General features: G+C 71.8%; 22 protein-coding genes. 10 read left to right on the top strand and 12 right to left on the bottom strand.

Translation table 11 applies throughout. The features are described from left to right. The first annotated feature begins 251 nt into the window (after positions 1 to 251). Positions 252 to 2294, top strand: a complete 2043-nt coding sequence (ftsH, locus tag ACJX2R_RS24680; protein ID WP_262704761.1) for an ATP-dependent zinc metalloprotease FtsH — start codon at positions 252 to 254, stop codon at positions 2292 to 2294. 127 nt (positions 2295 to 2421) lie between these two features. Continuing rightward, positions 2422 to 3027 carry a GTP cyclohydrolase I FolE gene (gene folE, locus ACJX2R_RS24675; protein WP_020870348.1) on the top strand — a complete coding sequence of 202 codons (606 nt, stop codon included), beginning with the start codon at positions 2422 to 2424 and terminating at the stop codon, positions 3025 to 3027. 82 nt (positions 3028 to 3109) lie between these two features. Here the strand turns inward: folE and ACJX2R_RS24670 are convergent, their stop codons facing one another. From ACJX2R_RS24670 to ACJX2R_RS24645, 6 genes are all read right to left on the bottom strand, one after another. Beyond that, positions 3110 to 3607, bottom strand: coding sequence for a DUF3180 domain-containing protein (locus tag ACJX2R_RS24670; protein ID WP_262704762.1), 498 nt, complete (start codon positions 3605 to 3607; stop codon positions 3110 to 3112). Positions 3608 to 3669: 62 nt separating this feature from the next. After that, positions 3670 to 4263 (bottom strand): 2-amino-4-hydroxy-6-hydroxymethyldihydropteridine diphosphokinase, encoded by a 594-nt coding sequence (gene folK / locus ACJX2R_RS24665; RefSeq protein ID WP_262704763.1) that lies wholly within the window; start codon positions 4261 to 4263, stop codon positions 3670 to 3672. Further along, the gene (folB, locus tag ACJX2R_RS24660; RefSeq protein WP_413101902.1) at positions 4260 to 4619 is read right to left on the bottom strand and encodes a dihydroneopterin aldolase; all 360 of its coding nucleotides are present in this window, start codon (positions 4617 to 4619) and stop codon (positions 4260 to 4262) included. The genes folK and folB overlap by 4 nt, the downstream gene beginning before the upstream one ends. Before the next feature lie 204 nt (positions 4620 to 4823). Beyond that, positions 4824 to 5309 (bottom strand): nuclear transport factor 2 family protein, encoded by a 486-nt coding sequence (locus tag ACJX2R_RS24655; RefSeq protein WP_037964699.1) that lies wholly within the window; start codon positions 5307 to 5309, stop codon positions 4824 to 4826. Further along, positions 5306 to 6184, bottom strand: coding sequence for a dihydropteroate synthase (folP, locus tag ACJX2R_RS24650; protein ID WP_063790945.1), 879 nt, complete (start codon positions 6182 to 6184; stop codon positions 5306 to 5308). Before folP ends, ACJX2R_RS24655 begins: the two co-directional genes overlap by 4 nt. Positions 6185 to 6273: 89 nt before the next feature. Continuing rightward, positions 6274 to 8106, bottom strand: coding sequence for a phosphatidylglycerol lysyltransferase domain-containing protein (locus ACJX2R_RS24645; protein WP_413101901.1), 1833 nt, complete (start codon positions 8104 to 8106; stop codon positions 6274 to 6276). Positions 8107 to 8274: 168 nt separating this feature from the next. Here ACJX2R_RS24645 and ACJX2R_RS24640 point away from each other — a divergent pair, with 168 nt between their 5' ends. After that, positions 8275 to 9405, top strand: a complete 1131-nt coding sequence (locus ACJX2R_RS24640; protein ID WP_262704767.1) for an alpha/beta hydrolase — start codon at positions 8275 to 8277, stop codon at positions 9403 to 9405. A 135-nt stretch (positions 9406 to 9540) separates the two neighbouring features. Here ACJX2R_RS24640 and ACJX2R_RS24635 read toward each other — a convergent pair whose 3' ends face one another. After that, positions 9541 to 10698, bottom strand: a complete 1158-nt coding sequence (locus ACJX2R_RS24635; RefSeq protein ID WP_413101900.1) for a betaine/proline/choline family ABC transporter ATP-binding protein — start codon at positions 10696 to 10698, stop codon at positions 9541 to 9543. Between the two features lie 140 nt (positions 10699 to 10838). Between ACJX2R_RS24635 and ACJX2R_RS24630 the strand changes: the two genes are divergently transcribed. From ACJX2R_RS24630 to ACJX2R_RS24615, 4 genes are all read left to right on the top strand, one after another. After that, the gene (locus ACJX2R_RS24630) at positions 10839 to 11522 is read left to right on the top strand and encodes an ABC transporter permease (RefSeq protein ID WP_262704769.1); all 684 of its coding nucleotides are present in this window, start codon (positions 10839 to 10841) and stop codon (positions 11520 to 11522) included. Further along, positions 11522 to 12259 carry an ABC transporter permease gene (locus ACJX2R_RS24625; protein ID WP_413101899.1) on the top strand — a complete coding sequence of 246 codons (738 nt, stop codon included), beginning with the start codon at positions 11522 to 11524 and terminating at the stop codon, positions 12257 to 12259. Before ACJX2R_RS24630 ends, ACJX2R_RS24625 begins: the two co-directional genes overlap by 1 nt. A 195-nt stretch (positions 12260 to 12454) precedes the next feature. Beyond that, a complete protein-coding gene (locus ACJX2R_RS24620) occupies positions 12455 to 13414 on the top strand; it encodes an ABC transporter substrate-binding protein (RefSeq protein WP_413101898.1) in 960 nt (319 codons plus the stop codon). Positions 13415 to 13624: 210 nt separating this feature from the next. After that, on the top strand, positions 13625 to 14689 hold the full coding sequence (locus tag ACJX2R_RS24615) for a hypothetical protein (RefSeq protein WP_413101897.1): 1065 nt from the start codon (positions 13625 to 13627) through the stop codon (positions 14687 to 14689). Between the two features lie 73 nt (positions 14690 to 14762). Here ACJX2R_RS24615 and ACJX2R_RS24610 read toward each other — a convergent pair whose 3' ends face one another. Together ACJX2R_RS24610 and ACJX2R_RS24605 are read right to left on the bottom strand one after the other, a co-directional pair. Then, entirely contained in the window at positions 14763 to 15905 is a 1143-nt protein-coding gene (locus tag ACJX2R_RS24610; protein ID WP_262704773.1) for an NADH-quinone oxidoreductase subunit D, read from the bottom strand. 578 nt (positions 15906 to 16483) lie between these two features. After that, positions 16484 to 17608 (bottom strand): SAM-dependent methyltransferase, encoded by a 1125-nt coding sequence (locus ACJX2R_RS24605; protein ID WP_413101896.1) that lies wholly within the window; start codon positions 17606 to 17608, stop codon positions 16484 to 16486. Between the two features lie 109 nt (positions 17609 to 17717). Here ACJX2R_RS24605 and ACJX2R_RS24600 point away from each other — a divergent pair, with 109 nt between their 5' ends. Next, on the top strand, positions 17718 to 18914 hold the full coding sequence (locus ACJX2R_RS24600) for a sensor histidine kinase (RefSeq protein ID WP_262704811.1): 1197 nt from the start codon (positions 17718 to 17720) through the stop codon (positions 18912 to 18914). A 57-nt stretch (positions 18915 to 18971) separates the two neighbouring features. Further along, positions 18972 to 19661 carry a response regulator transcription factor gene (locus ACJX2R_RS24595; RefSeq protein ID WP_262704775.1) on the top strand — a complete coding sequence of 230 codons (690 nt, stop codon included), beginning with the start codon at positions 18972 to 18974 and terminating at the stop codon, positions 19659 to 19661. A 30-nt stretch (positions 19662 to 19691) separates the two neighbouring features. Here ACJX2R_RS24595 and ACJX2R_RS24590 read toward each other — a convergent pair whose 3' ends face one another. Then, positions 19692 to 20021: an ArsR/SmtB family transcription factor gene (locus tag ACJX2R_RS24590; protein ID WP_413101895.1), complete on the bottom strand. Its 330-nt coding sequence runs from the start codon at positions 20019 to 20021 to the stop codon at positions 19692 to 19694. 72 nt (positions 20022 to 20093) lie between these two features. After that, on the bottom strand, positions 20094 to 21176 hold the full coding sequence (locus ACJX2R_RS24585) for a DUF5937 family protein (RefSeq protein ID WP_413101894.1): 1083 nt from the start codon (positions 21174 to 21176) through the stop codon (positions 20094 to 20096). Between the two features lie 99 nt (positions 21177 to 21275). Between ACJX2R_RS24585 and ACJX2R_RS24580 the strand changes: the two genes are divergently transcribed. Further along, positions 21276 to 21638 (top strand): hypothetical protein, encoded by a 363-nt coding sequence (locus ACJX2R_RS24580; protein WP_413101893.1) that lies wholly within the window; start codon positions 21276 to 21278, stop codon positions 21636 to 21638. Here the strand turns inward: ACJX2R_RS24580 and ACJX2R_RS24575 are convergent. Then, complete coding sequence (locus ACJX2R_RS24575; protein WP_413101892.1) at positions 21528 to 22772, bottom strand: threonine aldolase family protein; 1245 nt, start codon at positions 22770 to 22772, stop codon at positions 21528 to 21530. The two genes, ACJX2R_RS24580 and ACJX2R_RS24575, sit on opposite strands and share 111 nt — an antisense overlap. Between the last annotated feature and the right edge of the window lie 133 nt (positions 22773 to 22905).

Below are 22905 nucleotides of genomic sequence, written 5' to 3'. Positions count from 1 at the left end.
GCCGCCGCCCCCCTGGGAACCTGGCGGGGTTTTCCGCCGTTGGAGCTGGGGAAGGCGGTTTCGTTAACAGTCCACGGCGGCGTCGGGTGACAATGCTGGGGTACCGTCCGAAGGTCAGTCTTTTTCGAGACTGAGGATTACACAGCTCATACACCGCAAATACACCGCAATACACCGCACGCACAGGCGCCCCTCCAGGGCTGCCGTGCCTCACTGTGGCAGGAGGGACGGGGCGGCTTCGCCCCGTATGGATGGACGTGAAGCGCTACTTCCGTGGGCCGGTCATGTGGATCGTGCTGGCCGTCCTCGCCGTGGTCGTGTTGATGCAGGTCGTCGGCTCGTCCGGCGGCTACAAGTCGGTGGACACCAGTCAGGTCGTCAAGGCGATCAACCAGAACCAGGTCCAGTCCGCCGAGCTGACGACCGGCGACGAGCACAAGGTAAAGATCGAGCTCAAGGACAACGTCGCCAAGATCTCGGGCAGCAACAAGCTCCAGGCCACCTACATCGGTGACCAGGGCGTCGATCTCGCCAAGACTCTTCAGGCCAACGCCCAGAAGCAGGGCGGGATCCCCGACGGGTACAACGTCTCGACGTCGAAGCAGAACCCCTTCGTCGGGATCCTGCTCTCGCTGCTCCCGTTCGTACTGATCGTCGTGGTCTTCCTGTTCCTGATGAACCAGATGCAGGGCGGCGGCTCCCGGGTGATGAACTTCGGGAAGTCGAAGGCCAAGCTCATCACCAAGGACACGCCGAAGACGACCTTCACCGATGTGGCGGGGGCCGACGAGGCGGTCGAGGAGCTCCAGGAGATCAAGGAGTTCCTCCAGGAGCCGGCGAAGTTCCAGGCCGTGGGCGCCAAGATCCCCAAGGGTGTGCTGCTCTACGGCCCGCCCGGTACGGGTAAGACGCTGCTCGCGCGCGCCGTCGCGGGCGAGGCGGGTGTCCCCTTCTACTCGATCTCCGGCTCCGACTTCGTCGAGATGTTCGTGGGTGTGGGTGCCTCCCGCGTCCGCGACCTGTTCGAGCAGGCCAAGGCCAACGCCCCGGCCATCGTCTTCGTCGACGAGATCGACGCCGTCGGCCGGCACCGCGGCGCGGGCATGGGCGGCGGCCATGACGAGCGCGAGCAGACGCTGAACCAGCTGCTCGTCGAGATGGACGGCTTCGATGTGAAGGGCGGGGTCATCCTGATCGCCGCCACCAACCGGCCCGACATCCTCGACCCGGCGCTGCTGCGCCCGGGCCGCTTCGACCGGCAGATCGCCGTCGACCGCCCGGACATGCAGGGCCGGCTGGAGATCCTCAAGGTCCACCAGAAGGGCAAGCCGGTCGCCCCGGACGTCGACCTGTCGGCCGTCGCCCGCCGCACCCCCGGCTTCACCGGTGCCGATCTGTCGAACGTGCTGAACGAGGCCGCCCTGCTGACGGCCCGCAGCGACAGGAAGCTGATCGACAACCACTTCCTGGACGAGGCGATCGACCGGGTCGTCGCCGGTCCGCAGAAGCGGACCCGGATCATGAGCGACAAGGAGAAGAAGATCACCGCGTACCACGAGGGCGGTCACGCCCTGGTCGCGGCGGCGTCTCCGAACAGCGATCCGGTGCACAAGGTCACCATCCTCTCCAGAGGCCGGGCCCTGGGCTACACCATGGTCCTGCCCGACGAGGACAAGTACTCGACCACGCGCAACGAGATGCTGGACCAGCTCGCCTACATGATGGGCGGCCGGGCCGCGGAGGAGCTCGTCTTCCACGACCCGACCACGGGCGCGTCCAACGACATCGAGAAGGCCACCACCACGGCCCGCGCGATGGTCACGCAGTACGGCATGACCGAGCGGCTCGGCGCGATCAAGTTCGGCTCCGACAACTCCGAGCCGTTCCTCGGCCGTGAGATGGCTCACCAGCGCGACTACTCGGAAGAGGTCGCCGCGCTGGTGGACGAGGAGGTCAAGAAGCTCATCGAGGCCGCGCACAACGAGGCGTGGGAGATCCTCGTAGAGAACCGGGACGTCCTGGACAACCTGGTGCTCGCGCTGCTGGAGAAGGAGACGCTGAACAAGGAGGAGATCGCCGAGATCTTCGCCCCGATCGTGAAGCGTCCGGCCCGGCCGGCGTGGACCGGATCCTCGCGGCGTACGCCCTCCACCCGCCCGCCGGTGCTCTCCCCCCGGGAGCTCGCCCCGGCGAACGGCGCCCAGCCCACCTCGGCGGCCTCGCTCACCAAGGCCACGGCGCCGGAGGACGGCGCCGAGCGGCCCGAGGAGTCGGACTCCGGCTCGGAGAGCTGATCCCCGCCACCGAGGGCGGCTCCCGTCCTCGGTGGCCCCGGAATGAATGCCGCGTCCATCAGGTTCTAGCCTGGTGGACGCGGCATTTTCGCGTTCGTGTGCGTGTATGTGAGGAACGAGGCAGTCCATGACCGACCCGGTGACGCTGGACGGCGAGAGCCCCATTGGCGTGTTCGACGAGAAGCGCGCCGAGAACGCGATCCGCGAGCTGCTGATCGCCGTCGGCGAGGACCCCGACCGGGAGGGGCTGCGCGAGACGCCGGGCCGGGTGGCCCGTGCGTACAAGGAGATCTTCGCGGGGCTGCGCCAGGAGCCCGAGGACGTCCTGACCACCACCTTCGACCTGGGCCACGATGAGATGGTGCTGGTCAAGGACATCGAGGTGATGTCCTCCTGCGAGCACCACCTGGTGCCGTTCGTGGGCGTGGCCCATGTGGGCTATATCCCGTCCCACGACGGCAAGATCACCGGGCTGTCCAAGCTGGCCAGGCTGGTCGATGTCTACGCCCGCCGCCCCCAGGTCCAGGAGCGGCTGACCACCCAGATCGCCGACTCCCTGATGCGGATACTGGAACCGCGCGGGGTGATCGTGGTGGTCGAGTGCGAGCACATGTGCATGACCATGCGCGGGGTACGCAAGCCCGGCGCCAAGACCCTCACCTCGGCCGTCCGCGGCCAGCTGCGCGACCCGGCCACCCGGGCGGAGGCGATGAGCCTCATCATGGCCCGCTGAGCGGCTTTCCGGGCTCCCCGCACACCTGGCGGGGCTGGCGGGGTTGGCGGCCCCTGGTGGGCCCCTGGGCTCCGGGCGCGCCTCAGGCGCGGGCCGCCGCGCTCGGGCCGTCGCCGTCGTTGTCGTCGTCCTCGGGGAGCTTGAGCACCCGCTCCAGGAAGAACGCGGCCGCCACCACTCCCGCGCCCGCCAGGACCGAGCCCCCGGCGTAGAACGCCTGATCGCGGCGGGCGGGCACATCGAGCTGCGTCATGGCCAGGAAGACGCCCACCCCGCCGTACATCCCGGCGATCAGCGCCGCCACCAGCGCGCTGGCCTGGCCGAAGACCACCGCACGGGCGGCCACCATCGGGTCCACGCCCTTGGCGTCGGGCTGCCGCTCCCGCTGGGCGCGCAGCCGGGCCCGCAGCGACAGCGCGGTGGCGGTCAGCACCACCGCGATCAGGGCCAGCACGATCGGCGCGGCCACCGGGACGCTCGGCAGCGACCCGAAGGTGTCCCACAGCCGGGCGCCCGCCCACGACACCACACCGGCCACGGCGAACAGCCCGACCAGCACCCCGATCCGAAGTTGCTTCACCGAGCGGTCGCCCCTCAATCCAGTACGTGCCAGCGTCTCCCGGAACCTATCCGGATCAACGTCTACTCGGGCAGTCGCAGTTCCAGATCGACGCGGACCCGGACCCCTTCCTGTCCCACCGCCGCCAGCAGCCCCGCGACCGTCCCGCGCCCGGGTACCTCGGCCTGCGGATCCACGTCGTTCCACGGCACCAGGACGAAGGCGCGCTCATGGGCGCGCGGATGCGGCAGGGTCAGCTGCGGGTCGTCGGAGACCACGTCCTGGTACGCCACGATGTCCACGTCGATGGTGCGCGGGCCCCAGCGCTCGTCCCGCACCCGCTCGAACGCCTCCTCGATGGCGTGGCCGCGCTCCAGCAGCGAGGACGGCGGCAGCGTCGTCTTGATCAGCACCACCGCGTTGAAGTACGTGGCCTGGGTGCCGGGCTCCACGCCCCACGGATCCGTCTCGTACACCGGCGACACGGCCTTGACCCGCAGGCCGGGGGTGTCCTCCAGCGCGTCGATCGCGCCCTGGAGGATCTCCAGGCGGTTGCCCAGGTTGCTGCCGAGCGAGATCACCGCCCGTTTGGGGTTGCTCAACGTCACATCGGCGGCGTCCACCTGCTCCACCACGGAGGCGGGAACGGGCTGCACGGTCGGGTCGCTGCTGCTCATACTCGGCTCCGGGTGATGGTGATGGTCACGTCGTCAAAGGGCACGGTGATCGGGGCCTGCGGCTTGTGCACCACGACCTCGACCTCCCGCACCACGTCGTGCTCGAGGCACCGGTCCGCGATCCGTTCGGCCAGCGTCTCGATCAGATCGACCGGCTCACCCCGTACCACGTCCACGACCTCCTCCGCCACCACGCCGTAGTGGACGGTCCTGCCGAGGTCGTCGTCGGCCGCGGCGGGCCGAGAGTCCAGGCCGAGCACGAGGTCCACGACGAACTCCTGGCCCCCCTCGCGCTCATGGGGCAGCACACCGTGGTGCCCGCGAGCCCTCAGGCCGCGCAGCGCGACACGATCCACCTGAACCACTCCTGCTGGTCGTCGGTACGCGGGTGCGTCCCAGCCGGAACGCACCACCCGTCCCCTGCCTCATGCGGGGGTACCTGCCTCGAATCTACCTGCGGGCTCCGACGGCACTCGCCCATGGGGTGGGCGGCGCTCGCTGCCGACGCTCCGCGCCACAGCCTCCTACCCCCACCTCGCGGGGCGCGAACTCCGGTGGGCTCAGCCCGGCAGCAGTCCGTCGTCGGCGGGGCCCTCGGGGCCGCCCGGCTCCTCGTCGTCACTCTCCGCGAGCACCGGAGAGCCGTGGTGCGCCCAGACCTTCCAGCCGTCCTCCGTCCGGCGGAACACGTTCGTGGCCACGACCAGCTGGCCCACCAGCGGGCCGAGCTGGCCCTCCTCCTCCGCGGGGGCGCCGCTGAGGATGTTCTCGGTGCAGGTCACCATGGCGGTGTCGGCCATCACCGACACCTCGACATCCGTCAGGAAGAACTGGATGTAGTCCGTGTTGGCCATGATCAGCGCGTATGAGCGGAGCACCTCGCCCCGGCCGCGCAGCACCGGCCAGCCCGGGTGGACACAGGACACCTCGGTGTCGGGGGAGTCCAGCCAGAGCCGCTGAAGCGTGGCGTGGTCGCCCTGCTCCATGGCGTCGTACAGCGCGGTGTTCACCAGCGCCACACGCTCGTTGTCCGTAAGGGAAGTCACAGCGCTCCCGCCGTGGTCTCGGCCGCTTCGATGGCCCGCGCCACGCGCACCGCGTCCGCGCTGGCCCGTACCTCGTGTACCCGGACGGCCCAGGCGCCCTCACGCGCCGCGAGCGCGGAGACCGCCGCCGTGGCGGCGTCCCGCTCCCGGGCGGGCGGCGGGCTGCCTCCGTCACCGGCCAGGACCCGCCCCAGGAACCGCTTGCGGGAGGCCGCCACCAGCAGCGGCCGGCCCAGCTCCCGCAGCGCGGACAGCCGGGCCACCAGCGCCAGGTCGTGGTCGGCGTCCTTGGCGAAGCCCAGGCCCGGGTCGACCACGATCCGCTCCGGGTCGACACCGCCCGCGACCGCCCGCTCCAGACCGGCCCGCAGCTCGGCGACGACCTCGCCGACCACGTCCGCGTACACCGCCCGGTTGTTCATGTCGATCGACTGGCCCCGCCAGTGCATCACCACGAACGGCACCCCCGCCGCGGCCACCATGGGCACCATCGCGGGGTCGGCGCCGCCGCCGCTGACGTCGTTGACCAGCCGGGCCCCGGCCGCGACGGCCCGCTCGGCCACCGCGGCCCGCATGGTGTCCACGCTGATCACGGCCCCGGCCGCGGCCAGCTCCCGGACCACGGGGATCACCCGGCGCAGCTCCTCGGCCTCGTCGACGCGCGCCGCGCCCGGCCGGGTCGACTCACCGCCGACGTCCACCAGGTCGGCCCCGGCGGCGACCAGATCGAGACCGTGCTTGACGGCCAGATCGGTGTCGAACCACTTCCCGCCGTCGGAGAAGGAATCGGGTGTGACGTTCACCACGCCCATCACCGCGCACCGGTCCCACTCCGGCAGTCCGGCCACCCGTCCCCGCCCATGCAACGTGCTCATGTGCCCAGCCTAGGCGTAGGCCCCGTCCGGCGGATCTACGCGGGCCCGCGAAGATCCACCGGACAGGGCCTTGGGGGGTGGGTTCTGGATCATGCCGCCTGCTGGAGCTCCCGGCCCTCGGTCAGGTGCCGATGGGCGCAGGGCCGGCGCTCGGGGCGGCGGCCGCGGCGCAGCAGCCGGGGCAGGGCGAGCGAGACGAACCCCTCGGCCTGCATCGCGGCCAGACCGATCCGCGGCAGGTCCCGGGTGTTGCGGAAGACCACGAAGCGCGGCTCCCAGCGCGGCTGGAACTTCGCGTTGAACTTGTACAGCGACTCGATCTGGAACCAGCGGGAGAGGAACACCAGCAGCGCCCGCCAGCCGCGCAGCACCGGGCCCGCGCCCAGCTTCTCGCCGCGTGCCAGCGCCGAGCGGAACATCGCGAAGTTCAGCGACACCCGCTCCACGCCCAGCTCGGGGGCGGCCCGCAGCGCGGCCACGATCAGCAGCTCGTTCATGCCCGGGTCGGCGCTCCGGTCGCGCCGCATCAGCTCCAGCGACATCCCGTCCCGGCCCCACGGCACGAAGTGCAGCACGGCCTTGAGGTCTCCGTACGGGCCCTCCTGCGCGCCCTCACCGGCGGCCTTGTGGGCGGTGGCGATCACCGCGTCCCCGTCCGCCGGGTCGCCGATCCGGCCCAGCGCCATCGAGAAGCCGCGCTCGGTGTCGGTGCCGCGCCAGTCGGCGGCGGCGCGCCGGATGGCCTCCAGCTCCTCGGGGCCCAGCTCGCCGGCGCGCCGCACCCGGGTCTGGTAGCCGGCCCGCTCGATCCGCTTGACCATCTGGCGTACGTTGCGCATGGCGCGCCCGGAGAGGGTGAAGTCCGCCACATCGACGATGGCCTCGTCGCCGAGCTCCAGCGCGTCCAGGCCGGTCTCCCGGGTCCACACCTCGCCGCCGGTCTCGCTGCACCCCATCACCGCCGGGGTCCAGGAGTGGGCCCGCGCCTCCTCCATGAAGCGGGCGATCGCACCGGGCCACGCCTCCACGTCGCCGACCGGGTCGCCGCTGGCGAGCATCACCCCGGAGACCACGCGGTAGCAGACCGCGGCCTTGCCGGTGGGGGAGAAGACCACGGCCTTGTCGCGGCGGAGCGCGAAGTGGCCGAGCGAGTCGCGGCGCCCGTGGGCGGCGAGCAGGCCCCGCAGCCGCTCCTCGTCCTCGGCGGTGAGGCGGGCGGCGGGGTGCTCGGGGCGGAAGGCGAGATAGGCGGTGGTGGCCACGGTCAGCAGGCCCAGCGCGCCGAGGGAGTAGCCGACGGTGTAGTCCGCGCCGTGGCGGTAGTCGACCGGCCCCTCGAAGCCGAACAGGCCCCACAGGACGTGCTCCAGCTGCTCGCCGAGCGACGGGCGCCCCTGAATGGCGTCCGGGTGCGAACGGACGATGAGCAGCCCCACGGTGACGCTGACCGCGCCCATCACCACGAGGTTGGCCAGCGCCATCCAGCGGCTGCGGGGGTCCGGCAGCGCCGCGAACTCGGCGCGGTAGCGGATCAGCACCCCCATCAGGACGAGGGAGAGGACCATGCCGATGACCGAGTGCCGGTAGAGCAGCTGTGCGGCGGCGCCGACCGGCAGCAGCGCCACGGCCGCGACCCAGGCCCGCCGCTTACGCCGTTTGAGGCCGTGGGCCAGCATCAGCAGCAGCAGACCGACCACGATCGAGGCGGCGGCCGCCAGGGAGCTCACGGCGCCCGGCAGCAGCTCGGCCAGCGCGTGCACCCTGCTGTGCCGCAGCCGGGGGAAGACGATGTCCATCAGCCCGATCAGCGTGCACGCGGTGCCGACGGCGGTGGGCACCGCCTCCGGCCTGGGACCGCGCGGCAGGCGCCGTATCCGGGTGGGAACCTTCCCGGATGTTTCGGCATCTTGACTGTCAGACATCTGTATTCCCGTCGCTTCGGTCAAGAGGATCTTCGGTTCTGTTGCGCGGCATCCGCACGATTTGCGCCCAGTAAGACGGCATTTGAAGGAGTGGGGTTCACTCCCCGGCCACGGCCGGGAGGTTCCCCAGGCGGCACGGGGGGCCGGTCGCCCGGCAGAAAGATAGTGATGGGTCTCACGAGCAACAACATCGTGATCGCGGCAGCCGTCGCGGCGTTGCTGCTGTTCGCGGCCACGATATGGCTGTGGCCCCGGCTGGCCGGGCGCGGTGTGGCTCCCGTGCTCGGCCGGTTCGGCATGCTACTGGGCACGCAGCTGACCGTGTTCATGGCGTTCGGACTGTTCGCCAATCAGTCCTTCGGATTCTATGGATCCTGGTCCGACCTCTTCGGTACGCAGGACGAGCCGGGCGTCGTGGTGGACCATGACACGCCGGGTACCCGGGTGCGGGTCACCGAGACCCGCCACCTGGCCGTCGACGGCGGCTCCTCGCCCAGGATCGCCGGGCGCATCGAGAAGGTGAGGATCCAGGGGCCGGTCTCCGGGATCGCCGGCCCGGCGTACATCTATCTGCCGCCGGAGTACTTCCGGCCCGAGTACGCCCGGCGGACCTTTCCCGCCGCGCTGGTGCTGACCGGGTATCCGGGCACCACCGAGGCGCTCATCAATGGCCTGAAGTATCCACAGCACTCGCACAAACTGGTCAAGGCGGGGAGGATGCAGCCCCTCGTCCTGGTGATGATGCGGCCGACCGTCGCGCCGCCGCGCGACACCGAGTGCGTGGACGTGCCGGGCGGGCCGCGGGTCGAGACGTTCTTCACCAAGGACCTGCCCAAGGCGGTCGCCGACCACTACCGGGTGGGCAAGCGGGCCCGTAACTGGGGCGTCATCGGAAATTCCACCGGCGGCTACTGCGCCCTGAAGATGGCGATGCGCCACCCCGGCGCGTTCTCGGCGGCGGCCGGGCTCTCCCCCTCGTACCAGGCCCCGATCGACGCGACCACGGGCGATCTCTTCGGCGGCAGCGAGCGGCTGGAGCGGGAGAACGACCTGATGTGGCGGCTGGACCACAAACCGGCGCCGCCGGTCTCGCTGCTGGTGTCCAGCAGCGAGCACGGTGAGCAGAACTACAAGGACACCGTGCGCTTCGTGAACAAGGTGAAGCGGCTCAACCGGCGCGGGGAGCCGACCCGGATCTCGTCGATCATCCTCGGCACCGGCGGCCACAACTTCAACACCTGGAAGCGGGAGGTCCCCGCCGCGCTGGAATGGCTCGGCGGCCGTCTGGCCGACCGCTAAACGCTTCGCTGGAAGTGCCCTGAGCTGCCGTCCATCGTCCGCGGCGCCGTCGTGGCTGGTCCCACGCGGCGGAGCCGCATATCGAAACAGCCGCGGCGGAGCCGCACATCGACACAGCCCCGCGCCCCTGCGGGCCTATGCGTCGGCGACGGTCTGGAGCTGGACGTCGCCCCGGGCGATGCCGCCCGCGTCGGCGTCGATCGACCGGCGCAGCGCCTCGTGGAGCCGGGCCGGGGTGAGGACGCCGAGGAAGCGGTCGTCGTCCAGCACCGCGATCCAGCCCGCGTCGTGCTGGAGCATCGTGCTGAACGCCTGCTTGAGCGGCGCCCCCACCGGCAGCCACGCCTCCATCCGGCGCGCATGGTCCCGTACGGTGCCCCGCGCGCCGTCGGCCGCCTCCGCCGGGATCCAGCCGTGCAGCCGCTCCGCGTCGTCCAGGACGACGGCCCAGCGCGCCCCGTCCGCGGCCAGCTTGGCGGCCGCCTTGGTGAGCGGGTCGTCCAGGTGGACCACGGGCGGCTGGGTCAGGTCGCCGGGCTCGATGGGGGTGACCGACAGCCGCTTCAGCCCCCGGTCCGCGCCCACGAAGTCGGCCACATACGGGGTGGCGGGCGCGCCCAGCACCGTGGCCGGGGTGTCGAACTGCTCGATCCGCCCCGAGCCGTAGACCGCGATGCGGTCGCCGAGCCGGACCGCCTCCTCTATGTCATGGGTGACGAAGAGCACGGTCTTGCGCACCTGTGACTGAAGTCGCAGGAATTCGGTCTGGAGATGCTCGCGGACGACCGGGTCGACCGCGCCGAACGGCTCGTCCATCAGCAGCACCGGCGGATCCGCGGCCAGCGCGCGGGCCACGCCGACGCGTTGCCGCTGCCCGCCGGAGAGCTGATCGGGATAGCGGTCGCCGTAGACGGACGGGTCGAGGCCGACCAGGTCCAGCAGTTCGGCGGCGCGCTCCCGCCCCTTCTTCCGCTGCCAGCCCAGCAGATGCGGCACGGTCGAGGTGTTCTCCAGCACGGTCTTGTGCGGGAAGAGCCCGACCTGCTGGATGACATAGCCGATACGGCGGCGCAGGCCGACCGGATCCGCCTCGGCGATGTCCTCGCCGTCGACCAGGATCCGCCCCGACGTCGGCTCGATGAGCCGGTTCACCATCTTCATCGTCGTCGTCTTGCCGCAGCCCGAGGGGCCGACGAGGGTGACCAGTTCGCCCTCCGACACCTCGAAGGAGAGGTCGTCCACGGCCGTCGTGCCATCGGCGTAGCGCTTGGTGACATGCTCGAAACGGATCATGGCTCCCCATTGTTGCCGCATTCGTGGCAGACATTGTTGCTGTTGTGTGGCGATCGGACGAGATTGTCATCTCCCGGGGTTAGGGTCACCTGGAATTGTGATGAGCAACCGGCCCGCGACCCGACGGGGGAGGTGAGCGTATGGCCGACGGAAACTGTCTGATCAGTAACGAGTGGATATGCGGTGAGTATGTACGCACACGCGGTCAAGAGCTGACGGACGCGACGCTCGAGCACGTATGGATCACGCTCGCCTCGGTGGCGATCGGCCTTCTGGTCGCCTTTCCGCTGGCGCTGCTGGCCCGCCGCTGGCGGACGGTCGCGGGGCCGGTGCTGGGGCTGACCACGATCCTCTACACGGTGCCGTCGCTGGCGATGTTCTCGCTGCTGCTGCCCGTGTTCGGGGTATCGGCCGCGGTGGTGATCACCGGGCTGGTGCTCTATTCGCTCACGATCCTGGTGCGCAACATCATGGCCGGTCTCGCCTCGGTGCCCGAGGAGGCGCGGGAGGCGGCCCGGGGCATGGGGTACGGCCCGCTGCGGCTGCTCTTCGGCGTGGAGCTGCCCCTCGCGCTGCCCGCGCTGATGGCCGGGCTGCGGATCACCACCGTCTCCACGGTCTCGCTCACCACGGTGGGCGCGATCATCGGATACGGCGGCCTCGGCAACCTCATCTACGAGGGCATGCGCAGCTTCTTCAAGGCCGAGGTGCTCACCGCCTCGGTGCTGTGCGTGGCGCTGGCGGTGGTGGCGGATCTGCTGCTGCTCGGCCTCCAGCGGCTGTTGACGCCGTGGGCACGCAAGAGTCGGAAGGGCACCACCTGATGGACGTCGTCGCCAAGGCGTGGACCTGGCTGGCCACCGGGTCGCACTGGGCGGGCCCCGACGGGGTGTGGCACCGGCTGGGCCAGCATCTGTTCCTGACCTTCGTCTGCCTGGCGATCTCCTGCGCGGTGGCGCTGCCGATCGCCGTGGCCCTCGGCCACATCGGCAAGGGCGGCGCGCTCGCGGTGAACATCTCCAACGCGGGGCGCGCCGTGCCCACCTTCGCCGTACTGGTGCTGTTGCTGCTCAGTCCGCTGGGGACGCACGGCCAGTGGCCCACGATCATCGCGCTGGTGCTGTTCGCCATCCCGCCGCTGCTCACCAACGCCTATGTCGGGGTGAGCGAGGCGGACCGGGAGGTCGTGGAGGCGGCCCGGGGCATGGGGATGACCGGCGGCCAGCTGATCCGCCGGGTCGAGCTGCCACTGGCGTTCCCGCTCATCATGACGGGCGTACGGACGGCCGCGGTGCAGGTCGTGGCCACCGCGACGCTGGCGGCGCTGCCCGGCGGCGGCGGTCTGGGGCGGATCATCACGGCGGGCTTCCGGCTCACCGACACCCCGCAGGTGGTGGCCGGTGCGGTGCTGGTCGCGTCCCTCGCGCTGGTGGTCGAGGGGGTCTTCGTGCTCCTGGGCCTGGTGCTGGACCCGATGCGGCGCAGGACGGGGCGGCGGCCGACCGCGGCCCGGCGCCCGCCCGCCGACCAGGCGCCGGCCTCACCGGCGCTCACGACGTAGAACCCGCGGGCCGAGCCCTCCCGCGGCCGGGCGCGAAGGCGTGCGGACACCCAGGGCGGAAAAGCGCGGAGAGCGCGGATGACGCATAGATCGCTGATGACGCGGAAAGCGCGGATGACGCGGGAAGCGCGGACGACGCGGAATGCGCCGACAGCGCGGCCACACAACCGCGGCCACAACAACGGATGGGGAACCATGAGAAAGATCAATAGGGCGGCGGCCGCCGTGGCGGGGGTCGCGGCGCTGGCGGCCGGGCTGACCGCCTGCGGCGGGGACAGCCTGGAGAAGTCGAGCGGCGGCGACAGCTCCGGTAAACCGGGCAAGGGTTCGCTGGTGATCGGATCCGCCTCCTTCTCCGAGTCGAAGATCCTCGCGGAGCTGTACGCGGGGGTTCTGAAGGACACCGGCTATTCCACTTCGATCAAGACGGTGGACGCCCGTGAGCTGTATGAACCGGCCCTGGAGAAGGGCCAGATGGATGTCGTGCCGGAGTACGCGGCGACGCTGGCCGAATTCCTCAACCAGAAGAAGAACGGGTCGAATGCCGCCCCGGTGGCCTCCGCTGACGTGACCAAGACGGTCGCGGCGCTGAAGAAGCTCGCCGAACCGCGCGGCCTGAAGGTGCTGGAGCCCGGCAAGGCCGTGGACCAGAACGCCTTCGCGGTCAGCGCCGACTTCGCCAAGAAGCATGGTCTCAAGACGCTCTCCGACCTCGGGAAGTCCAAGCAGAAGGTCACCCTGGCGGCGGGCGACGAATGCCCCAAGCGGCCCTTCTGCCAGCCGGGTCTGGAGAAGAAGTACGGCATCGACATCGCCGGGATCGACCCGCTTGACATCGGCAGCGTCCAGGCCAAGCAGGCCGTCAAGGACGGCAAGGACCAGATGGTCCTGACCACGACCACGGACAGCACGCTGGATCAGTTCGGGCTCGTGCTGCTCGGCGACGACAAAAATCTCCAGAATGCCGACAACGTACTTCCCGTGGTGAATGCGAAGTCCGCTGGCTCACAGAAGATCGCGGACTCGCTGAACAAGCTCACCAAGGTACTGACGACCGCCGATCTGAGGGAACTCAACAAGAAAGTTGACGCCGAGCGGCTCAAGCCGGCGGATGTCGCCGACGACTACCTGCGGGACAAGGGGCTGGTGAAGTAGGATCAAATCCCCGCTCGGGAGGGCATGGCAGGGCTCGGCAAGGGATCTCGGCCGCGCAACCGCCGCATTTGCCAACGGATTGACAACAGATCTGGCCCGGCGGGCACGCAAGCGACCCCTTAGCACGGTAGGTTTCGGGCCATGCCACGTGGACGCCACCGCCAATCCCCACCCCTGCACAGGCTCCTCCCCTCCGCTTCGGTCGCAGTCGTGTCAATAACCTGCGCCGCCGGTGCCTGGCTGGTCGGCGACGCGGTCGTGATCCGTGGGCTGGCCGCGACCGCGGCCGGCGCCGCGGTCGTCGGCGCCGTCCTGATGCGCCGTTGGGACCGCTCGGCCGGCCGCCGGGTCGCGGAGGCCGCGAGCGAGACCGCGCGCCAGGAGATGAAGTACGAGGAGCGGATCGCGGAGCTCGAGGCGGACGCCGAGAAGGCGAGCGAGCTCCGCGGTGCGCTCAACACCCGGCTGCGCGCCAAGCGCGCCGAACTCGCCCGGCTGCGCAACGAGCACGCGGAGCTGCTGCGCCGCTACGCCACGGCCGAGACCGAGCGGGCCAGCGCCCTGGAGGGCCGCCGCCGGCTCGCGCTGGAGGCCGCGTCCCCGGCGAAGGAGCTGGAGGCCGCGGGGGCGGGGGCGACCGGGGCCGCCGAGTCCGTCGACTCCGACGACGAGCGGGACGAGATCCTCACCGGGCTGCCGTCGGCCGCCGCGTACGCCAAGGCCGACGAGGCGCTGAGCCGGCTCCGGGAGAGCGCCCGACGGCAGAAGGAGCGGCGGGAGCAGGCAGCCGCCGCGGCCGCCCGTACCGAGGCTTCGGAGCAGAACGCGGATCGGGACGCGGAGCAGGGCGCGGATCGGAACGCCGAGGCGAACGCGGATCAGGACGACCGTAAGGGCCCGCGCGAGAGCCGGGGCAAGGACGGTGCCGCCACGCTGGGGAAGCCCCCGGCGGCCGGCGGGCAGGACGGCGACGGCCCGCAGGAGCCGCGCACCCACGCCCGTACGGCCGCCTCGGCGGTGGTGCCGTATGCCGCGGCCCGCCGGGCCGCCTCCCGTTCGGAGAGCGGCTTCGACTACTTCGGCACCCAGAAGAAGCAATCGAAGAAGCAGAAGCGGGAGCCCGAACCGGCCGCCGAGGAGGATCTCGCGGATGTGATCGGCGACGAGACCCTGGCGGAGACCAAGAAGGGCGCGGTGGGCGAGGTCATCGACCTGACCGAGCACGACGAGACGGAGCAGATCGACCTCGGGGAGCTGCGCAGCGCGATCTCGTGAGGGATCGCCCGCGCGGCTCGCCCGCGTGTTGACCGGCTGCCCGCGTGTTGACCGGCTACTCGTCGATGACCGGCTACTTGTCGATGTCGCCGACGACGAAGAAGAGCGACCCCAGGATCGCCACCATGTCGGCGACGAGAGTGCCCGGCAGCAGTTCGGTGAGCGCCTGGATGTTGTTGTACGACGCCGAGCGGAGCTTCAGCCGGTACGGCGTCTTCTCGCCCTTGGAGACGAGGTAGTAGCCGTTGAGGCCGAGCGGGTTCTCGGTCCAGGCGTAGGTGTGGCCCTCGGGCGCCTTGAGTACCTTCGGCAGCCGCTGGTTGATCGGCCCCGGCGGGAGCTCGTCCAGCCGGTCGAGGCAGGCGTCGGCCAGCGCCAGTGAGACGTGCGTCTGCTCCAGCAGGCATTCGAACCGGGCGAGGCAGTCGCCCTCCTCGCGGATGGCGACCTCGAGGACGTCCCTCAACTCGGCGTAGGCCAGATACGGCTCGTCGCGCCGCAGATCGAAGTCGACGCCCGAGGCCCGGGCGATGGGGCCGCTGACCCCGTACGCGTGCACCGTCTCGCGGGCCAGGACGCCGACACCGCGGGTGCGGCCCCGGAAGATCTCGTTGCCGAGCACCAGGTCGTCGTACACCCCCATCCGCGAGCGCACCTCGGCCACGGCCTGCCGGGCCCGGCCCAGCCAGCCCGCCGGGAGGTCGTCCTTGAGGCCGCCGACCCGGTTGAACATGTAGTGCATCCGGCCGCCGGAGATCTCCTCCATGACGTGCTGGAGGTCCTCGCGCTCCCGGAACGCGTAGAAGATCGGCGTGATGCCGCCCAGCTCCAGGGGGTAGGAGCCGAGGAACATCAGATGGTTCAGGACCCGGTTGAGCTCGGCGAGGAGCGTACGGGTCCACACCGCGCGCTCGGGGACCTCCATGCCCAGCATCCGCTCCACGGCGAGCACGACGCCGAGTTCGTTGGAGAAGGCGGAGAGCCAGTCGTGACGGTTGGCGAGCATGATGATCTGGCGGTAGTCGCGCGCCTCGAAGAGCTTCTCCGCGCCCCGGTGCATATAGCCGATCACCGGCTCGGCGCTCTGGATCCGCTCCCCGTCGAGGACCAGCCGCAGCCGTAGCACTCCGTGGGTGGAGGGGTGCTGTGGGCCGATGTTGAGCACCATGTCCGTGCTCTCGGCGGCGCCGCCGATGCCGACTGTCGTCTCCGTCATGCGTACCAGTCTCTCAGCTGCCCGGTGGGCCCTTCCCCGCCCCTTCCCGCAGCCTTCTATATGCGGCGCCGCCGCGCGGCAGGGGCTGCGCCCCTGGACCCCGGGGTCTGGGCGCAGCCCCTACGCGGCGGTGCCGCATGCCGATGCTTTCCTCTGCCCGCTCTTTTCCGGGCGGCCTCGATGTGCGGCTTCGTCGGGTGGCAGTGGGCTCCGGGGTCTGGGGCGGAGCCCACTACGCGGCGGTGTCGTACCGGTGTTTTCCCCTCCCCGCCCCTTCCCGTTACCAGGGGTTTCGCCCCTGGACCCCGAGGTGTGCGCGCAGTTCCCACGCGGCTGAGCCGCACATCGCTGCCGCCTTCGCCCCTGGGTCCTGGGGTCTGGGCGCAGCGCCCATGCGGCGGTGCCGCATGCCGATGCTTTCCTCTGCCCGCTCTTTTCCGGGCGGCCTCGATGTGCGGCTTCGCCGGGTGGCGGGGGCTTGGCCCCTGGGCTCCGGGGTCTGGGGCGGAGCCCCAGTTTCGGGGAGGGGCGGGGAGGGGAACAGCCCGCCGCAGGCGGCACGATCCGCCGGACGCCCTCTACGGCCGGAGTACGTCGTGGGGCAGGTTCACCGGCTGGCGGAGCCAGGTGAAGGCGCCGAGACCCGCCGGGTCGGTCAGCTCCGCCGCCTCGCCCGCCGCGCTGAGGGCGCGTACGTAGGCGGTGGGGTCGGCGGAGGCCAGGGCGAGCGGCGGCCGACGGGCGTCGAGGCCCAGGGCGCGCAGCGCCTCGCGCTGGGTCATCAGCCCGGCGCCGGGCCCGCCCGCGGCGCTGGCCCCGCCCGCGGCGCCGGACGCGTCCATCGCGGTGCCCGACGCGTCCATCGCGGTGCCGGACGCGTCCATCGCGGTGCCGGACACCCCCATCGCGGCGGCGCACGCATCCATCGCGACATGCGCCGTCAGATCGCAGGACCCGTCGGGAACGGGCCGGACCTCGCGCCCCCCGCGGAAGCCGGTGAGCGTGCCGAAGGGGGGCCGGGTGGCGCGTTCATGGGCGTAGTCGACGGCGACCGCGAGGCCCGCCCGCAGGGAGCCGACGGCCCGCGCCCAGGCCACCTCGCGCGGATGGCCGATCTCGGCGCGCAGCCCCGGTTCGGCGCCCGCCAGTGGCCACCAGCGGGTCAGCCACGCCGCGTCCTCGCCGTCCACCGGGTCGCCCAGCCGCTCAGTGCCGTCCAGGGACAGCAGATCCACCTCGACCCGGCGGGGCACGCCGTCCGCGTCGGTCTCGGCCACGTCCACGGGCACGTTGTCGAGCCACTCATTGGCGAACAGCAGCCCCGTGCATCCCTCCGGCGGGGCGTCGCGCCAGGCGATCCGCCCGTCCAGGCCCGCCGGCCGGTCCGCCCGCTCCACCGCGTACGGACACAGCCGCCGGTCCAGCCCGTGCGGCAGGCCGGGGGCCACGGCGAGCACCCGTGTGAGCAGCTCGCCGCGGCCGGCGCCCAGGTCCACCAGCGCCACCTCGGCGGGGTGCCCGAGCGCCTCGTCCACCCGGCACAGCAGCTCCGCGACCGCCCGCGCGAAAAGCGGTGAGGCATGCACCGACGTGCGGAAATGCCCTGCCGGGCCCTCCGGGCGGCGGAAGAAGCCGTCCGCTCCGTACAGCGCGCGTTCGGCCGCCGTACGCCATCCGCTCCACTCATGCTTCGCACTCGCCACACCGCCACGCTATGCGGAGTGGTCTCCACCTTGGGGAGTAGGGCCGGGGGTTTCGGATCGCCCCTCGGGCTGACCCGGGAGGGGTCCGGCGATGCCTACGCTGGGTGACGTGCAGCGCCTCTACGAATTTCTCCGCAGGCATCCGACAGGGGTGGACACCTTCTGGGCCGTCCTCCTTGTCGCTTCCGGGTTCCTGTGGCTCGTGGAGGCGTCGGTGGGCCGGGGCTCCCGCCTCGCGGGCGTGCCGATCACGCTGGCGCTGGGGGCGACGATCGCGCTGCGCCGCCGCGCCCCCGAGAAGATGCTGGTGCTGGCCATCCTGTGCGGTCTCGTCCAGATGGCCACGAACGTCCGGCCCAATGTCGCCGACTTCGCCATGCTGGTGATCGTCTACACGGTGGCGGTCGCCTCCTCGCGCCCGGCCTCCCGCTTCGCGCTGGGCGTGGCGATCAGCGCGGCCCCCCTCGCCACCCTCCGCTGGCCGCACTCCCAGCAGGGCTGGTGGGAGGACGTGGTCTCGGCGGTCTTCGTCTCCATCCCCTTCGTCCTGGCCTGGGTGCTCGGCGACTCGATCCGCACCCGCCGGGCCTACTACGCGCAGCTCGAGGAGCGAGCCGCCCGGCTGGAGAAGGAGCGCGAGGCGCAGTCGAAGGTCGCGGTGGCCGCCGAGCGCGCCCGGATCGCGCGGGAGCTGCACGACGTCGTGGCGCACAACGTGTCGGTGATGGTGGTGCAGGCGGACGGCGCCGCGTACGTCCTGGACTCCTCGCCCGAACAGACCCGGCAGGCGCTGGAGACGATCTCCGGCACCGGCCGCCAGGCGCTCGCCGAGATGCGGCGGCTGCTGGGCGTGTTGCGCACCGGGGAGCCGGGCGAGGAGAACGACTACGTACCGCAGCCGGATGTCGAGCAGATCGACGAGCTCGTGGAGCAGGTGCGCGGCGCCGGACTCCCGGTGGACTTCAAGGTCGTGGGCAGCCCGCGCCAGCTCCCCAGCGGGGTCGAGCTGACCGCGTACCGCATCGTGCAGGAGGCGCTCACCAACACCCGTAAGCACGGCGGCCCGGACGTGGGCGCGAGCGTCCGCCTCACCTACTTCGACGACGGGCTCGGGCTGCTGGTCGAGGACGACGGGCGGGGCGCGCAGCGCGAGATGTACGAGGACGGCGGCGCCGACGGCAGCGGCCATGGTCTGATCGGGATGCGGGAGCGCGTCGGCATGGTGGGCGGCACGCTCGACGCGGGCCCCCGACCGGGCGGCGGCTTTCGGATCAGCGCGCTGCTGCCGCTGAAGCCGGTTCGTTGAGCCATCTGATACGTGCTGTAGGCCGGCTGTCAGGCCAGAGGGAAGGGACCGTCCGGGATGTCGATCCGCGTCATGCTCGTCGATGACCAAGTGCTGCTGCGCACCGGCTTCCGGATGGTGCTCGCGGCCCAGCCCGATATGGAGGTCGTCGCCGAGGCGGGCGACGGGGTGGAGGCACTCCAGGTGCTGCGCTCCACGGAGGTGGACGTCGTCCTCATGGACGTCCGGATGCCCAAGCTGGACGGGGTGGAGGCGACCCGGCGGATATGTGAGCGGGACGGGGCGCCGAAGGTCATCATCCTGACCACGTTCGACCTGGACGAGTACGCCTTCTCCGCGCTCAAGGCCGGGGCGGGCGGCTTCATGCTCAAGGATGTGCCGCCGGGCGAGCTGCTCGCGGCGATCCGCGCGGTGCACAGCGGCGACGCGGTGGTCGCGCCCAGTACGACGCGCCGGCTGCTGGACCGGTTCGCGCCGATGCTGCCGGGCAGCGGGGCCGGTGGGGGCCGGGCCCGTCCGGAGCTGGACCGGCTCACCGACCGGGAGCGCGAGGTGGTGCTGCTGGTCGCGCAGGGGCTGTCGAACGGCGAGATCGCGGCGCGGCTGGTGCTGTCCGAGGCGACCGTGAAGACCCATGTCGGCCGCATCCTCACCAAGTTGGAGCTGCGGGACCGGGTGCAGGTGGTGGTGATGGCCTACGAGACCGGACTGGTCCAGGCCGGGGGGCCGACCGGACCGGCCCGCTGAGGCGACGTCCTTACGGCTGAGGCGGCGTCCTCACCGTGGCCGTTCGCGGAGCACCAGGTCGAGCAGTCCGGGGAAGCGCTGGTCGAACTCGGGGCGGCGCAGCCGGTTGACCCGCTTGGGGCCCAGGTCGCGCTGCTCGATCAGACCGGCCGCGCGCAGCACCGAGAAGTGGTGGCTGAGGGCCGCCTTGCCCACGGGGACGTCGAAGGTGCCGCAGGCGTGCTCCCAGTCGCCCGCCGTGGCGAGTTCGCGGACCAGTTGGAGCCGTACGGGGTCGGCGAGCGCCGCGAGCGCGGTCTGCACGGGGACGTCGTCGGGGTGGGTGTGGTGCGGCGCGGACCGGTGGCTTCGGTTGCTCATCGCCGCTCCTAGGCCGCTCGCCGTTCCGACCGCGTTCACTGTGCGGTGAACATTTTAGGCGCGGCCGGCGCCCTACCGCAGAACGCTCTCCAGGAAGTCGCTGCCCAGCCTGGCCACCGACGGCAGATCCAGCTGGTGCAGCACATAGCGGCCGCGGCGGCGGGTGGTGAGGAGACCGGCCTTCTTCAACACGGCGATATGGCGGGAGACCTCCGGGGGCGTGATGCCGTACGACTCGGAGAGCTCACCGGTGGTGTGCGGGCCGCGGGCCAGGGTGCGGCACAGCCGCATCCGCATCGGGTGGGCCAGGGCCTCGAGGCGGCGCTGGACGAGCTCCAGGGCGGCGGGCGGGGGCAGCTCGGGGGCGCCGACCGGGTACTGGATCACCGGGCGCCAGCCGGGGGCGTGCACGATGACGAGATGCGGCCAGCCGAACGCGGTCGGGATGAAGGTGACGCCGGCCCCGGACGCCGTCGTACGGCCGCCCGCCAGCTTGTCGGCCAGGATGCTCTCCCCGTCCTCCGAAAGCGACAGCGCGGCGGAGGCCGACGCCAGCGCCTCCGCGAGCCCCTTGCGGTGCAGCAGCTCGGCCTTGTGGCGGGCGTCGGCGGCCAGCTGGATCCGGGTCCGCCGCCAGGTGTCGGCGAAGAACGCCTGGTCGCAGTCCTCCAGCAGCCGCCGCAGCCAGACCCGCAGCCCGTCCGGGTCCTCCAGCATCCGGTCGGTGAAGTCGGCCTGGCGCGGCCCCCGGGCGGCGGCCATCTCGCGGACCCGGGCCCGTTCGCCCGCGTCGACCAGCGGCGAGGGGGTGTGCCGGGTGTACGAGGGGGAGCAGGCGATCTCGAAGGCGGCCGCCACGAACGTCTCGTCGTCGATCCGGTCCAGCGCGTCCAGCTCCTCGGCGAGCGTCGCCCCGGGGACGGCCGGGAGCAGCAGGTCGGAGCGGGCGGTGCGCCACAGGAAGTCCGCCTCGCAGAGCCGGTCCGCGAGGTCCGGCTTGAGCGCCGAGGCGGTGGCGGTGGCCCAGCCGTGCAGCCCGGGGTGGTGGCCGGGCTCGGACAGCACATGGAGCGCGGCGCCCAGCTCGGCGAGTGGGGACGGGCTGAAGACGATGCGCTCGGGCGGCAGCCCGGCGATGTCGATGACATTGGCCATGGACCCATGGTGCGGGAGCCCGGCCCCGGCCCCGCCCTCGTTTGACGCCCATCGTCAAACGGCGTGACCGGTGCCCGGGGCCGGGCGGACCGTCGAGCCATGTCCCTCACCGTGAGTTACGCACTCGACCTGTACCGGGCCGCCCAGCGCGGCGAGCCCGCCCCGCCCGCACCGGGCCTGTACGACTGGCGCACCCTCCGGGAGCTGCGGGAGTACCGCGACTTCCGGGCCGTGACGGCCGGGCGCCCGGCCCGCCGCCGCGGCCGCCGTGGCCGCCTTACGGATGCCCTGCGCGCCGTAAGGGCGGTCAGGGCGGTCAGAGCGGTCGGGGAGGTGTTCGCGCGGCGCCGGTCAGCCGTCCCCGTCCCCGAGCTTCCGGCCCTCGATCAGCTCCCGGACCCGGGCGAGGAAGGCGTCGGCCGCGGCCGTGACGTCGTCGGCCGTCCAGTCGAGTGCGGATGAGGCGACCGTCAGCTCCGTCATGGCCAGGCCGGGCGGCCCCGGTTCCCGCCAGCGACGGAACAGCACCGTCCGGGTCTCCTCCGCCAGCCGCACCCCCGCCTCGTCCAGCACCGCCGCCGGATACGGCAGCCACACCTGGAACTGGTGGGTGTGCGGCACCTCCGGATGCACCCGGGACCAGCCCACCCCCGCGGCCGTGAACGCCGTCCGCAGCGCCTCGGCCACGACCCGCGCGTGCGCCACGTACGACGGCAGCCTCGGCAGCTCGTGGTCCAGGCCGTCCAGCGCGGCCAGCGCCACCGGCCACTGCTGGAAGAGCTGGCCGCCGTACCGGTGGCGCCACGCCCTGGCCTCGGTCACCAGGGTCTCGGGCCCGGCCAGCGCCGCTCCCGAGAGGCCGCCGAGCGACTTGTAGAAGGACACATAGACGGAGTCCGCCAGGGCGGCGATCTCCGGCAGCTCCCGGCCGAAGTGCGCCGTGCACTCCCACAGCCGCGCCCCGTCGAAGTGCACCACCGCGTCCCGCTCCCGGGCCGCCTCCACGGCCGCGACCAGCTCCTCCCACTCGGGCAGCACGAATCCGGCGTCGCGCAGCGGGAGTTCGAGGGCCAGGGTGCCGAACGGCTCGTCCAGGCCCTGGATCTCCTCGGCCGTGGGCGGCCGCGGCTCGCTGGTCGGACGCACCGCGCGCAGCCCGCTCACCGTCAGATACGCGTCCCGCTCGTGCATGTCCAGATGGGCCAGCGGATGCAGCGCCACCACCGGACTGCCGGTGCGCCCCGCCCAGCAGCGCAGCGCGACCTGCTGCGCCATGGTGCCGGTGGGGAAGAACGCCGCGGCCTCCATGCCGAGCAGCTCGGCGACCCGCCGCTCGAGCTCCTCGACGATGCCGTCGCCGTAGATGTCCACCCAGCCGTCCCCGTCGTACGACGCGGTGTCGGCCGTAAGGCCGGTCGTGAGGGCGGCCAGCCGCTCGGCGATCCGCACCTCGGCGGGCCCGCGCGCGAGCGTCCGCTCGGCGCCGTGCCAGGCCGCGAGGCGGCGCGCCCGCGCGGACCGCTCCGCCTCGCCGCCCGTGCCGTCCATCTCATCTGCCTCGTTCGCCTCGTCTGCCTCGTCCGTCCCGTCCGTCATGGGCTGATCATGTCGCACGCCTGTCCATCGGACCACAGAGTTGTCCACAGGCCCGGGCGGGCGGCCAAACCCCCCGGAAACACTCGCGTAGCATGGCGGGGAATCGTCCGGTACCCCTGAGGACTGGAACGGA

Source organism: Streptomyces sp. Inha503, from assembly GCF_047215865.1.
Taxonomy (GTDB): Bacteria; Actinomycetota; Actinomycetes; order Streptomycetales; family Streptomycetaceae; genus Streptomyces; species Streptomyces lycopersici.
Note: the sequence above shows the minus strand (reverse complement) of the source record. Positions and strands in the feature narration are given on the sequence as shown.